This window comes from Agrobacterium sp. D14 (assembly GCF_001526505.1).
Lineage (GTDB): Bacteria > Pseudomonadota > Alphaproteobacteria > Rhizobiales > Rhizobiaceae > Agrobacterium > Agrobacterium leguminum.
Map to the genome: position 1 here is coordinate 185,179 of NZ_ASXX01000001.1, position 12,521 is coordinate 197,699.

Annotated in this window: 12 protein-coding genes and 2 pseudogenes; 7 read left to right on the forward strand and 7 right to left on the reverse strand. The window is 59.8% G+C overall.

The features are described 5' to 3' along the window. Positions 1-47: 47 nt before the first annotated feature. The 3 genes from ilvA (at position 48) to L901_RS00880 (ending at position 3,087) form a co-directional block, all read left to right on the forward strand. Positions 48-1,322 carry a threonine ammonia-lyase gene (gene ilvA, locus L901_RS00870; RefSeq protein WP_080852259.1) on the forward strand — a complete coding sequence of 425 codons (1,275 nt, stop codon included), beginning with the start codon at positions 48-50 and terminating at the stop codon, positions 1,320-1,322. A 70-nt stretch (positions 1,323-1,392) separates the two neighbouring features. Continuing rightward, complete coding sequence (locus L901_RS00875) at positions 1,393-1,704, forward strand: HlyU family transcriptional regulator (protein ID WP_020811123.1); 312 nt, start codon at positions 1,393-1,395, stop codon at positions 1,702-1,704. Between the two features lie 117 nt (positions 1,705-1,821). After that, positions 1,822-3,087 carry a diguanylate cyclase gene (locus L901_RS00880; RefSeq protein ID WP_020811124.1) on the forward strand — a complete coding sequence of 422 codons (1,266 nt, stop codon included), beginning with the start codon at positions 1,822-1,824 and terminating at the stop codon, positions 3,085-3,087. A 42-nt stretch (positions 3,088-3,129) separates the two neighbouring features. Here L901_RS00880 and L901_RS00885 read toward each other — a convergent pair whose 3' ends face one another. Next, a complete protein-coding gene (locus L901_RS00885) occupies positions 3,130-3,747 on the reverse strand; it encodes an FMN-dependent NADH-azoreductase (protein WP_003521585.1) in 618 nt (205 codons plus the stop codon). Positions 3,748-3,896: 149 nt separating this feature from the next. On the opposite strand from L901_RS00885, the gene L901_RS00890 reads away from it, so the two are divergent. Beyond that, a complete protein-coding gene (locus tag L901_RS00890; RefSeq protein ID WP_003521584.1) occupies positions 3,897-4,865 on the forward strand; it encodes a LysR family transcriptional regulator in 969 nt (322 codons plus the stop codon). A 279-nt stretch (positions 4,866-5,144) separates the two neighbouring features. After that, the gene (locus tag L901_RS00895; protein ID WP_059752560.1) at positions 5,145-5,687 is read left to right on the forward strand and encodes a DUF2087 domain-containing protein; all 543 of its coding nucleotides are present in this window, start codon (positions 5,145-5,147) and stop codon (positions 5,685-5,687) included. A gap of 171 nt (positions 5,688-5,858) precedes the next feature. Here L901_RS00895 and L901_RS00900 read toward each other — a convergent pair whose 3' ends face one another. The 3 genes from L901_RS00900 to L901_RS00910 form a co-directional block, all read right to left on the reverse strand. Continuing rightward, positions 5,859-7,847, reverse strand: coding sequence for a bifunctional 2',3'-cyclic-nucleotide 2'-phosphodiesterase/3'-nucleotidase (locus L901_RS00900; protein ID WP_059752563.1), 1,989 nt, complete (start codon positions 7,845-7,847; stop codon positions 5,859-5,861). Between the two features lie 207 nt (positions 7,848-8,054). After that, a complete protein-coding gene (locus tag L901_RS00905) occupies positions 8,055-8,390 on the reverse strand; it encodes a PilZ domain-containing protein (protein WP_003502271.1) in 336 nt (111 codons plus the stop codon). Between the two features lie 97 nt (positions 8,391-8,487). Further along, complete coding sequence (locus L901_RS00910) at positions 8,488-8,955, reverse strand: DUF1203 domain-containing protein (RefSeq protein ID WP_003521580.1); 468 nt, start codon at positions 8,953-8,955, stop codon at positions 8,488-8,490. 164 nt (positions 8,956-9,119) lie between these two features. Here L901_RS00910 and L901_RS00915 point away from each other — a divergent pair, with 164 nt between their 5' ends. Both L901_RS00915 and L901_RS27295 read left to right on the forward strand, forming a co-directional pair. Then, a complete protein-coding gene (locus L901_RS00915; protein WP_020811129.1) occupies positions 9,120-10,007 on the forward strand; it encodes a DUF4344 domain-containing metallopeptidase in 888 nt (295 codons plus the stop codon). 54 nt (positions 10,008-10,061) lie between these two features. Further along, positions 10,062-10,175 (forward strand): annotated as a pseudogene (locus L901_RS27295) (DNA-binding protein); the annotation flags it as partial. Positions 10,176-10,338: 163 nt separating this feature from the next. Here the strand turns inward: L901_RS27295 and L901_RS27890 are convergent. From L901_RS27890 to L901_RS00935, 3 genes and pseudogenes are all read right to left on the reverse strand, one after another. Continuing rightward, the gene (locus L901_RS27890; RefSeq protein WP_059753172.1) at positions 10,339-10,851 is read right to left on the reverse strand and encodes a GNAT family N-acetyltransferase; all 513 of its coding nucleotides are present in this window, start codon (positions 10,849-10,851) and stop codon (positions 10,339-10,341) included. A 54-nt stretch (positions 10,852-10,905) separates the two neighbouring features. Further along, positions 10,906-11,759, reverse strand: a pseudogene (sseA, locus tag L901_RS27565) (3-mercaptopyruvate sulfurtransferase); the annotation flags it as partial. Positions 11,760-11,775: 16 nt separating this feature from the next. Then, complete coding sequence (locus L901_RS00935) at positions 11,776-12,513, reverse strand: alanyl-tRNA editing protein (protein ID WP_020811132.1); 738 nt, start codon at positions 12,511-12,513, stop codon at positions 11,776-11,778. Positions 12,514-12,521: the final 8 nt, after the last annotated feature.

Genomic DNA, 12,521 nt, shown 5'->3' on the forward strand with positions numbered 1-12,521 from the left:
ATGAGTCTTTGTCTCGGACGTCTTCCTATGGCATAGCGGGTGCCATTATGAATTTCAATGGATTGACTATCGTGGACAAGCAGCTTGTGGAAGCAGCGCGGCGAGAAGTGCGGGAAATATTCCCGGAAACGCCGTTGCAGTTGAATGAACATCTCAGCCGTCGGTATGGCGCGTCGATTTGGCTGAAGCGTGAGGATCTGTCCCCGGTTCGTTCCTACAAGATTAGAGGCGCATTCAACTTCCTGCGCAAGGCGGTGGCCAAGGCCGGCAAGGGTAAGGTTTTCGTCTGTGCTTCGGCCGGCAACCATGCGCAGGGCTTTGCTTTCGCCTGCCGTCATTTCGGTGTTCACGGCGTTGTTTTCATGCCGGTGACGACACCGCAGCAGAAGATCGAAAAGACCCGCATCTTCGGTGGCGAATTCATCAGCATCCGTCTGGTGGGCGATATATTCGACCAGTGTTATGCCGCCGCCCGCAAATATGTTGAGGACAATGACGGCTACATGGTGCCGCCCTTCGATCATGAGGACATCATCGAAGGCCAGGCGACGGTCGCCGCCGAAATCATGGATCAGCTTCCGGAAGGCACGAAGCCGGATATCGTCGTCATGCCCGTTGGCGGCGGCGGTCTTTCTGCCGGTCTTTCGGGCTTTCTCGCCGGCACGGTCCGCAAGGAGAACTTCGTGTTCTGCGAGCCGGAAGGGGCGCCGAGCCTGAAGAAAAGCCTTGAACGCGGCGAACCGGTGACGCTTACCAAGGTCGACAATTTCGTCGACGGCGCCGCCGTCGCCCGCATCGGCGACCTGAACTTCAAGGCCCTGAAGGATTTTCCGGCCGAGCAGGTCATGCTCATCCCGGAAAACGCCATCTGCGTGACGATCATCGAGATGCTGAACCTCGAAGGCGTGGTGCTGGAGCCGGCCGGCGCGCTGGCGATTGCCGCGCTGGAAAAGCTCGGCCGCGAGAGGCTGGAAGGCAAGACGGTCATTGCCGTGGTTTCCGGCGGCAATTTCGATTTCGAGCGCCTTCCGGATGTGAAGGAACGCGCCATGCGTTATACGGGCGTGAAGAAATACTTCATCCTGCGCCTGCCGCAGCGCCCCGGCGCGCTGCGCGATTTCCTCAACCTGCTCGGCCCGGATGACGATATCGCCCGTTTCGAATATCTGAAGAAATCGGCCCGCAATTTCGGTTCGATCCTGATCGGCATCGAAACCAGCGCGAAGGAGAACTTCGCCGGCCTGCTGGAACGCTTCGAAGCCGCCGGTCTCGGTTATGAAGACATCACCGAAAACGACATCCTGTCGAACCTGATCATCTGATCGGAAGAGGCAGGGAAGGGCGGATCGCCTCCGCCCTTCAAACGTGACATAGATTGAGGGAGTGAAAGCCATGGCATCGTTTTTTTCCAAAATCCTCTCGGCCTTCGGCTCCGGCCAGCCGTCCTCCGACGCGCCGCAGAAGACGGCCCAGGCGGAGCCGCATGCGCATGGCGACTATCTGATCTATGCGACGCCGATCAAGGAAGGCGGCCAGTTCCGCCTGGCGGGCCGCATCGAAAAAAAGGCCGGCGATGAAGTGCTGGTGCATGAATTCGTGCGCGCCGACGTCTTCACCAGCATGGACGATGCGGTTGAGTTCACGATCCGCAAGGCAAAGCTCATCATCGACCAGAACGGCGCTTCGCTTTTCCCAGGAAAATGATGACGCATTCTTGCCGCGGATATTAAGATTCCGTTGTTTGCTTCGGCCTATCGTCTCTAGAGGGCATGGAGTCGCGCCAATCAACCCGCGCGATATGGATCGATAGGGCATGTGCCGATGCAATGGGCAAATCTGGCCCTCTTTCTGACGGAGGCCATCGTCTATTTTTCGGTAATGACGGCATTCCTTCATTACCGGCATATTCTCGGCATCGGTGTTTTTCTCACCGCGCTGGGCGTCATGCATTTTCTGGAGACCTATCTGGCGGCCGTCTTTTACGTGCAGCTGCCTTTCGGTGTGGCGTCGCCCGGCTCCTCGATCCTTTTTGCCGGCAAGCTGATGATGATCCTCATGCTCTATATGCGGGAGGACGCGGCGGTCGTTCGACAGCCGATCTACGGCCTGTTTCTCGGCAATATAGTGACCGTCGCCATGGCGCAGATCATCCGTTTCCACCAAACGGTGGCGATCGTTCCCGGGCAGTCGGTCAGCACCGCATTTCTGGATGAGATGGGCGTGCTGATGGTCTGGGGAACCAGCCTGCTTTATATCGACGCCATCGCCATCATCCTGTTTTACGAAAAGCTGGGGCGTTATCTGCAGCGCCATATCGTGCTGCGCTTCGCGATTTGCGGCGTCGTTATCCTGAGCTTCGATCAGGCGGGTTTTTATGGGGCGCTGCGATTGTTGTTCAACGCACCTCTCGATGTCTTCTACGACGGCTGGAAGGCGAAGATGGCGGCAGTCGGCATCTATTCGCTGCTGTTTGCCACCTATCTCTGGCTGACATCGGCCAAGGGCCGCTTTCTGACACGCCGCAGCGTTGCCGATGTCTTCAACGATCTCACTTTCAGGGAACGTTACGAGGAGCTTCTGTCCCGCTCCGGACGCGATATGCTGACCGGCGTGTCGGACCGCGCCCGCATGGAACTCGATGCGCCCTCGGTCGTCGTGGAATGCCTTGAGAAAAAGCGGCCGGTCAGCGTGCTGATTGTCGATATCGATCATTTTAAGACCGTCAACGATACGTTCGGGCACCTGCAGGGCGATGAGATCTTGCGGGAATTCGCCGCCGTCCTGAAGCGCGCCGTGCAGCCGCTGGGGCATCTCTACCGCTTCGGCGGCGAGGAATTCGTGGCGCTCCTGCCGGCGATGACGCATGAAACGGCGCTGGCATTTTCGGACAGTCTCCGGGCCGCGATCCTTGCGGACCTGCAGCGACCGGACGGTTCGCCGCTGACCGTCAGCATCGGCGTCGCCACCGCTTTCGAGGATGGACAGCTTTTCCGCGCGCTCCTATCGGAGGCCGATGCGCGGCTCTATGCGGCAAAAAATAACGGCCGGGACCAGGTCCACGGCCGTTACGGAATGTGGGTCGGCTGATACCGGCAATCCTGGCCGGCATCGCCCAGACATTCAATGGCCTCAGGCGGCCTGCGCCAGCTCGGCGACCTTGGCTTCAGCGGCGGCCACAGCCTTTTCGACGGCTTCCGGACCGAATGCCAGGCCTTCGACATAGATGACTTCCACATCCGTCATGCCCATGAAGCCGAGAACGGTCTTCAGGTAAGGAACGGCATGGTTCATCGATACGGCCGGACCTTCGGAGTAAACGCCGGCCGCAGCCAGAACGATATAGACCTTCTTGCCGGTGGCGAGGCCGACCGGGCCGGTTTCGGTGTATTTGAAGGTCTGGCCGGCGCGAGCGACATTGTCGATCCACGACTTCAGGCCGGAATAAATGTTGAAATTGATGAGGCCGGTGCCGATGACGACGGTATCGGCGGCCAGAAGCTCGGTCACCAGCTTGTCGGAATAATCGGCGGCAACCGCTTCTTCGGCGGTGCGTTGGTCGGGCGCCTTGCGGATGGCGGCGGTCTTGACGGTGTCGAGATGCGGGATCGGGTCAGCAGCGAGATCGCGGTGGACAAGGGTGTTGGAAGCCGACTTGGCCTTCAGCTTGTTTGCGAGTTCACCGGCAAACTTGTTCGAAACCGATTCGTCGCCACGCGGGCTGGAGGTGATGAGAAGAATGTTGGACATGGTCTTTCCTTGCATATGCGATGAATTGACGGGCGCCTTGGGAGGGCGGGAGAGCACGATGCCCTTCCTTTGCGCTCTATATGAAAAATTACTGCCATCAAGAAAACTGTGATAATGTGGAAGCAATCTATCGATGAAATGGATGGGACATGGACGCGAACCCGACGCTCGATCAATTGCAGGTGTTTTTGACGGTTGCCGAGACCGGCAGTTTTTCCGCCGCGTCACGGGCGCTCAATCGTGCCCAGTCGGTGGTCAGCTACACCATCGCCAATCTCGAGGCGCAGCTTGAAGTGACGCTGTTCGAGCGCAGCGGCGTGCGCCAGCCGAAGCTGACGGATGAAGGCCGCGCCATGCTGGAGGATGCAAGGCGCATCGTCGCCGGCCTGCAGGAGATGCGCGCCCGCGCCAAGGGGCTGAAGCAGGGGCTTGAGGCGGAACTCTCGGTCGCCATCAGCACCATGGTGCCGGCGGAGGCCATGGTGGCCGTGCTGCGGGATTTTCGCCAGCAATTCCCAACCGTCACGCTCAGCCTCAATGTCGGCGAGCTGGGCATGGTCATGGAGATGGTGCTCTCCCGCAAGGCCGGTATCGGCATTGGCGGGGCGATGCTACGCCAGGACGATGAACTCGTCGTCGAAAAGGTCGGCCATTCCTTCATGTTGCCGGTCGTCGCGTCGGATCACCCGCTGGCGCAGATCGAGCGGCCGCTGGGCCTTGCCGATGTGCGTGAGGAGGTTCAGCTTGTCGTCACCGATGCATCCGGCCTGACCAAGGGCCGCGATTTCAATGTTCTTTCCTACAAGACATGGCGGGTCAGCGATATCGCCACAAAGTACCAGCTCATCAAGGGCGGTCTGGGTTGGGGCGGTCTGCCCGCATCGATCGTCCGTAACGACATCACCAATGGCAGCCTCAAGGCGCTTGAACTCGAGGCCTATGAACAGGGCGAATATCCGCTCTTTGCGCTGCGGCGGGTCGATTCACCCGCCGGGCCTGCCGGCCAATGGCTTGCCGAAGCATTTCAGCAACGCCTCTCTGCCTGCCCAAACCACAAGGATTTCAACGGGATGCTTGCGGCGCACAAGCAGAGGAGCATTTCTGTCGCCGCTGAGTGACATTGGCTAATTATATCTGGACCGAGCGGGGCCTGCTTGCTTCTTCTCCCCGGTGGGGAGAAGAAACGCGCGGCAACCTCGGCGCTATGCCAGCAAGGCCAATTGACGTGGGCGGGTCGCCTGCCTATACCTAAATCACGGTCAGCAGTTCACCGAGGCATCGCCGTCCCGCAAGGGAAGCTAAACCTGCATTTTTAAAGTTTGACAGCACTTATCCCGTGCCATGTCGGAAGCCGGCGATCAGCGACACCTTTTCGGAATGGCACTTGAGGGTAAGTCATGCCACGTTCGATCCTTTCCATTGATATCGCCGACCTCTCGACTTTCGCCAAATCCGTCCGCGAGCAGATCGGCAGGCTGGACCGAAAGCCAAGCCATGTGGAGATGCTCAATCTTCTGAGCCGGGCTGCCGGGTTCCGAAATTTCCAGCATCTGCGCGCTTCACGCGAGCCATCCGATGACAGCGGACCATCCCGGCCAGAGATGCTGCCGGCCATCAATGAGGGCAGGGTGCTGAAGACCGTTCGTGTCTTCGACGCCGCCGGCCGGCTGATACAATGGCCGGCCCGCCGCTCGCATCAGGAACTGTGCCTCTGGTATCTATGGGCGAAAATTCCCGCCGGGCGGAGCTTTTCAGAGCGCGAATTCAGCAACTTTCTGGATAGTCTGCACCTGTTCGGGGATGCGGCCATGCTGAGGCGCGACATGGTCGGCCTGAGGCTCATCCGCCGTAACCGCGATGGCAGCGATTATCGGCGTATCGAGCAGAAACCGCCATTGGAACTGCCGCTTCTGCTGCGAGCGCTCGGTGGACGCGATTGAGGTGATAGCCCTCGGTATTGCCGATAGTTTCCATCAAACTCGACGTCATCCTCGGGCTCGTCCCGAGGATCTGCTACAGATTGATTTTGTTGACGTGGTTAGATCCTTGGGACAAGCCCAAGGATGACGGCAGAGCTTCACCCTGCCGCCAACAGCCGAAGGCCGCAGCCCTCAAAGAACCAGACGGAACTTCGCGAAACCTTCCGCGCCGTCGCCGGCATCCTCGATCTTTGCGCCCTTGATATCGGCCGCATAGTGGCGGCCCTTGGGGCCGGTCTCGAAGATCGCCGTGGTATCGGCCACCGGCGCGAAGGACCAGTTGGCATCCGCAGACGGGTTGATGGTGCCCTGATCGATGATATAGCGCACGATCACGTCGCGGTTGGTATCGGGGGCCACGAAGATCACCTTGTCGCCGGCGATATCGGGGAATTTGCCGCCGCCGCTCGCCCGATAATTATTGGTCGCCACCACGAATTTCTGCTCGGGATCGATCGGCTTGCCTTCAAATTGCAGGTTGACGATGCGGTTGCTGTCCGGGTTGACCGCCTTGCCGTCCTTGTCGAATTTCGCCGGTTTGGAAATGTCGATCTGATAGGTCACGCCGTCGATGACATCGAAATTATAGGACGGGAAGTCCGCATTCAGCAGCGGCGCATCCTTGGCGCCGGCCTCGACCGTATTGAACATGCCGGCCGACATTTCCAGCCAGTTCTTCACCTGCGCGCCGTTGATCAGCACCGCCTGCACCGTGTTGGGGTAGAGGTAAAGATCGGCGACGTTCTTGATGGCGATGTCACCGGCGGGGACATCGGTGTAATAATCCGCACCGCCGCGGCCGCCGGACTTGAAGGGGGCTGCCGCCGAAAGCACGGGCAGATCCTTATATTGCCCTTCCTTCAGCATGTCCTTGATGTACCAGGTCTGGGCATTGGAGACGATCTGTACGGAAGGATCGTCGGCCACCAGCGCGAAATAGGAATAGAGCGGCGCGGAGGTCTTGCCGACGGGACGGCGCACATAGGCAAGGGCCGCCTCGTGATCGGCCTTGGCGGCGGCGAGAACTTCCGCCTTGTCCGTGAAATCGGCGACGACCTTGCGGTTTTCGTCGCGATGGTAGATCGGCCGGGCTTCGGAGGTGAAGTCGACGATCTTCCAGCTCTTGCCGTCCTTTTCGAGCAAAAGGTCGATGAGGCCCATATGCGAGCCCCAGAAACCGGCCATTACCGCCGGCTTGCCCATCAGCGTGCCCTTGACGGCATCCGCACCCTCGATGCCGTCCCAGGTCTTCGGACCTGGGAAGACCAGATGCTGGTGGCCGGTGAAGATCGCGTCGATGCCTTCGACACCTGCCAGATAAAGCGAGGCGTTTTCCATGCGCTCGGTCTGGCCCTTGCCGTCGATACCCGAATGGGAAAGGGCGATGACGATATCCGCCCCTTCCTCTTTCATGACCGGAACCCAGGCTTTCGCCGCCTCGACGATATCGCGCGTCTGCGCCTTGCCTTCGAGGTTCTTGGAATCCCACATCATGATCTGCGGCGGCACGAAGCCGATGATGCCGACCTTGACCGGGCTCGTCACGCCACCGCCGTCGCGGATCTGCTTTTCCAGAATGACATAGGGCTTGAAGAACAGCTCGTCGTTCTTCGGATCGGAAGCAAGCTGGCCCTTGGTGAGGTTGGCGCAGACGTAAGGGAAACCCGCACCCGCCAGCGTGTTCGACATATAGTCGAGACCGTAATTGAATTCGTGGTTGCCGAGCGTGCCGCAATCGTAACCCAGCACGTTCATGGCGTTGATCACGGGGTGCTTGTCGCCGGCCTTCATGCCGCGCTCATAGGCGATATAGTCGCCGAGCGGGTTGCCCTGCAGGAAGTCGCCATTGTCCACCAGCATCGAGTTTCCCGCTTCGGCGCGGATGGTGTCTATGATCGAGGCGGTGCGCGCCAGTCCCATCGTGTCGTTCGGCTTGTCGGCGTAATAATCATAGGGAAAGACGTGAACATGGATATCGGTCGTTTCCATGATGCGCAGATGCGCCTGGTTGGCCGCCGCACGCGCAGCAAAAGGGTGCAGCATCACCAGCGCTGAGGAGGCTGCAATGCCGCCCAGAAGCGAACGCCGGGTAATGGGGTGGAGAGCGAGAAGCGACGACATGGGAACTCCTTCGGATGAAGCTTGCTCTGTCTTGAAAAATGACAGGGTAGAAGCAATCGCAGAGGAGTCCATCACCAAAATGACAGGCCCGTGACAGATTGGCCGGTTTTCAACCGTTTGATAAATTTTTTATCACGGGAGTGCGGCGCAGGTGTAGCCGCACCGGAGAATGCGCATCGTTTGCTCTGCGCATTGCCGTGCCCTGGATCAGCGGGCGAGGGTCGGCTTCACTTCTTCGTGGAAGAAGCGGAAATAGGAGGAAAGCTGCGCCAGCGTGTTGGTGGAAAGCTTGAGCTGCAGGCCGAGGCGGTTCATGTGCTGCCATTGCACGACGCCCTCGATGAAGCCCAGATCCTCACTCTGCACCTTGACCCGGCTGCCCTTGGCCGCGGCGAAAGGCCCGTCCAGCTCGAGCGCCATTCCGGTGGCGGAAAGATCGACCACACGCCCTCTGGTCGACTGGCTGAAATAATGCACGGTCGCAAAAATCCTGGTCTTGCTGCGGGGCGCGGTCCGTGTCGCCATATTGAGGTTGTTTGTCATTTTGCTGCTCAAATCAATTGTTTCCGATACCTGCATCATGGCGCGGAAAACTTGAGAGCCGTTTAGTTCTTCTCTTAAAATTGCATGTAATTGCCGATTATGCTGTGTCGATACGGCACTGATAGCAATTATTGCGGGCGGAGCGCACATGCACATAAGCGACATCCGCGCGCTCCAGAAGGTGTCGCGCGCGAGAAACGATCTCGCCTGTCGCCGTCACCGCGCCGGTGCCGTAGACGATGCGGTCATCGGCTCCATAACCGCGCACGATATAATCGGGGCTGTCCAGCATCGGCGGAATGGCCTGCGTCTGCGGATAGCGCTCACAGGCGTCGGCATGCAGAAACACCGGGCCCGTTTCCGCATAGGGCTGCAACGAGGGAAAGGGCCGGTAGGCGAGGATCAGCATCCCTTCGCCTTCCCCGATCTGGGAAAGGCAGTGGCGGCAGGGCATGCCGCCGGGAGAAACGGCTTTCTCCGGCGGATTGCCGTAGGCGTCGGCGGCTCCAGACCGGTAGGCTTCGGCTTCCTTAGCCGGCATTGCAGTGAAAACGAGATCGGTCATGACGGAGACCTCCTTGGTTGGGATCGGCGTTGCTTCTTTGCAGCTATGGTCCCGAAACGGATCACTATCCACCCGATTCTTGACAGGCGATGCAACCAGCCCATTGCGTGACTCGTTAGCTTCGGGAATCAGTGACGCTCCTCGTTCCCGGAAGGTCTGATTTTATGTTACGTCGTTTTCTGGCCGCCGTTCCGCTGGCTTTCGTTTCGTTGACGGCTCCGCTTGAGGCCGAGGCGCAGGTCGTCTCCGGTCTCGATGGCCTGTCCGACGAACAGCTTCAGCAGGCGGTCAATTTCGTCATCGGCAATGCGATCTTCTCGCTATATCACGAGGGCGCGCGCATGCTGATTTCGGATTTCGGAACGGCGGACACGGCAAGTGTGCAGGCGCCGGCCGATCAACTGGCTGGCACGCTCATCCTCCAGGCCAACGAGGAATGGCTCGACACCGCGCTCGTCAACGCCACGGACAGCTGGTATCTGGCGCGTGAGGCGGAGACCTTGCCTGAGCACGAAGCCCCGGTCTTCTCCGCGCTGGTGCCAGACAGGAGCCGCGATCGCAACATGGCCTGCCTGATGGTCGGCCGTGACAAGGACGGTTATGGCGATCTGGCCGCCATGATGGGGCTCAACAATGCCGAATTCGACAAATGCGCCGCCGCCTATCCGGGCGTTGCTTCGGCCTGGGAGAGTTTTCTCGCGCCCCACCGCAGCCAGACGCCTTCCAGATTTTCCGTCAGCTACGTGCCGCCGCGCGACCCGGACCTTGAGCCCTACGCCATCATGATCAAGGAATCGAAGGTTCTCGATCTCATCAGCCGCAGTTTCAGCAGCTATGGCCTGAAGGGGGACGTCAAGTTGACGGCCAAGTCCTGCGGCCGTCCCGATGTCTACTGGTCGGCGGAAAAGCGCGAGATCACCTATTGCTATGAACTCGGCAAGTTCCAGGCGGAACTGATTGCCGATCACCTGCTGAACACCGTCACGGAAGACAAGGGCGCTGCCGGCGGGCAAATCCCGACCGCCGCCGCTAATCTGGAACGGGAAATCTGAGGCCGGATTGCCGGACGCTGGCAATCTGGCTTCCCGATATGGGAGGAGAGTGCCATGCCGAAGGTTGTCGTTCGCAATTTCGCCATCTCGCTTGACGGATACGGCGCGGGGCCAGACCAGAGCCTGCAGAACCCGCTGGGTGTAAACGGCGAAGAGCTGCACCAATGGCTTGTCACAGGAATCTAGCCGACGCGCGTCTGCGCGGCGAGAGAGTCCTTTTCAGCCCAAGGATTTGGGCTGACTGGATTCCTGTGACGAGCACAGGAATGAGGGGGTGGGGACCAGACACTCCTTATCGGAGAATGGCACGCGTTGCTCTCAATGGCGCTACTCAGTTGCGCAGCGATATCTCCAGAAGCTCTGTATCGGCAAGCGGCTCTACCCAGGCCTCATAGGTGCCGACGGGCGAAAAGCCCATCATCTGGTAAAGCTGCAGCGCGCGCGGATGGTCGAGCGTGTTGGTGGTCACCGTCACCCGTTGCGGATTGTCCTGCCAGGCGGCGTAAAGCGCCTGCAACAGGAACCATTTGCCGACGCCTGCGCCGATCGCCTCTTCGAGCAGCCCGAAATAGGAAAGCTCGGTCACCTCGTCGCTCGCCTTGTTCAGTTCGAAGAAACCGGCGGGCGCACCGTTCATATAGAGAACCGTAACGCTGTTTTTCGGATCGCGCAGAATGGCGGAAAGCTCCGCATCGCTCATGCGCATGCGCTTCTGCCAGTGCCAGCGTTTCCCCACCCGCCAGTAAAGATAGCGGTAGAAATGCAGGGGAATATTGTTGACCCGCATCAGCGCCGTCTGGATGTTCACGGGGATCGGCAGGCTGACCTTCGGCGGCGCCGTCATTTCCAGCTGCGTCACATGCGCCTTCAGCGGTCCGTGCGACAATGTGGGGATTGCATCCGCCGGACCGGTAACCACCGGCGTATCCTGCAATCCGCCCCATTCCGACCATGAGCCGTCGTAAAGCGAATTATCCTTGTGACCGAGCGATTCCAGCGCCAGCGTAATGACGGCGGCGGTGACGCCCGAACCGCAACTGGTGACGACGGGCTTCGAAAGATCGATACCGGCATCGGTCACCATCTTGCGGATGGCGGTGAGGTCCTTGAAGTGGCCGTTTTCGGAAAAGGCTGTCGCGGGCAGACTGCGCGCGCCGGGCATGTGGCCGGAACGCATGCCGGCACGCGGTTCGGCCTCGTCGCCGGTAAAGCGTCCGGCGCCACGGGCGTCGGCAATCTGCTTTTCACCGCTGTCGACGATGCCGCGCATGGCGCCAAGCGAGGTTACGCGCTTCTCGTTGAAGTCAGGCGTAAAGGTTGCCGGCTCGATTTCCGGCGTACCCGCCTCAAGCGGCCGGCCTTCGCGCTTCAGCCGTCGAGACCACCATCCAGCACATAGGCCTTGCGCACGCCCATCACCCGGAGCATCCACCACACGCGCGGCGCGGAAAAGAAACCGGGACCATCGTAAACCACGATCGTATCGGTGTCGCTGAGGCCAAGCGCGCCAGCCTGTTCCGCGAAGAATTCCGGCGAGGGCAGGGAATGCGGCAGGCCGGTGGTATGATCGGCGATTTTGTCCTGATCGAAAAATACCGCGCCGGGCAAATGGCCGGCTGCGAATTCTTCCGCACCGTTGCGCTTGTGCGCCGGCAGATACCAGGAGGCATCAACGACACGAAACCCGGCCGTGCCGAGCTGCTTTTCCACCCAGTCCGCCGAAACGACGAAACGGCTCTTATCCGTGCTCACGATGTTTCTCCCAATCTCAGGCAACAGCTTCAGGCGCGCCGAAACGAATGCGGAACCGCCTGTTCTCCTTGCCCTTCTTTTCTATCTTGGCAATGTGAATATCGCCCACTTCCTGCGTTTCGGAAACATGGGTGCCGCCGCAGGGCTGGCTGTCGATGCTGGAATTTTCGCCGATGCAGACGAGGCTGACCCGGCCAAGGCCCATTGGCGGGCGCACATTCTTGGATTTGACGATGCCCGGATTGGCCTGCAATTCCTCGTCGGTGATCCATTGAAGGAAGACCGGATGGTTGGCTTTTACCAGCTCCATCAGCTTTGCCGTCACTTCGTCCTTGTCGATGGTTTCTGACATGTCGAAATCGACACGCGATTCATCCTCGCCGACGGCGGCTCCGGTGATCGGCCACTGGCAGACGACGGATAGCAGATGGCAGGCGGTGTGCATGCGCATCAGCTTGTAGCGACGCGGCCAGTCCACATGCAGGGTCAGTTTTTCGCCGATCTCGGGGGAAGACTGGCCTTCAAGCGGCACATGGACGATCACGCTCTTGTCGGCACCGTTTTTGGTGATGCCGAGTTCGATGCGCGAACCATCGGCCCGCTCGAGAAAACCGCTATCGCCCGGCTGGCCGCCGGAAGTGGCGTAAAAGCAGGTCTGGTCAAGCTCTATGCCGCCATCCTCATGCACCGCCGTGACGATCGCTTCTGCGGTGGAAAGATAAAAATCGTCACGGAACAGGGCATTCACAGGCATTTCGGCAT

Excerpts from the sequence above, each read along its gene's own strand:
- ilvA (WP_080852259.1), top strand. The coding sequence starts at position 48 with ATGAATTTCAATGGATTGACTATCGTGGACAAGCAGCTTGTGGAAGCA.
- L901_RS00875 (WP_020811123.1), top strand. The coding sequence starts at position 1,393 with ATGGCATCGTTTTTTTCCAAAATCCTCTCGGCCTTCGGCTCCGGCCAG.
- L901_RS00880 (WP_020811124.1), top strand. The coding sequence starts at position 1,822 with ATGCAATGGGCAAATCTGGCCCTCTTTCTGACGGAGGCCATCGTCTAT.
- L901_RS00885 (WP_003521585.1), bottom strand. The coding sequence starts at position 3,747 with ATGTCCAACATTCTTCTCATCACCTCCAGCCCGCGTGGCGACGAATCG.
- L901_RS00890 (WP_003521584.1), top strand. The coding sequence starts at position 3,897 with ATGGACGCGAACCCGACGCTCGATCAATTGCAGGTGTTTTTGACGGTT.
- L901_RS00895 (WP_059752560.1), top strand. The coding sequence starts at position 5,145 with ATGCCACGTTCGATCCTTTCCATTGATATCGCCGACCTCTCGACTTTC.
- L901_RS00900 (WP_059752563.1), bottom strand. The coding sequence starts at position 7,847 with ATGTCGTCGCTTCTCGCTCTCCACCCCATTACCCGGCGTTCGCTTCTG.
- L901_RS00905 (WP_003502271.1), bottom strand. The coding sequence starts at position 8,390 with ATGACAAACAACCTCAATATGGCGACACGGACCGCGCCCCGCAGCAAG.
- L901_RS00910 (WP_003521580.1), bottom strand. The coding sequence starts at position 8,955 with ATGACCGATCTCGTTTTCACTGCAATGCCGGCTAAGGAAGCCGAAGCC.
- L901_RS00915 (WP_020811129.1), top strand. The coding sequence starts at position 9,120 with ATGTTACGTCGTTTTCTGGCCGCCGTTCCGCTGGCTTTCGTTTCGTTG.
- L901_RS27890 (WP_059753172.1), bottom strand. The coding sequence starts at position 10,851 with ATGACGGCGCCGCCGAAGGTCAGCCTGCCGATCCCCGTGAACATCCAG.
- L901_RS00935 (WP_020811132.1), bottom strand. The coding sequence starts at position 12,513 with ATGCCTGTGAATGCCCTGTTCCGTGACGATTTTTATCTTTCCACCGCA.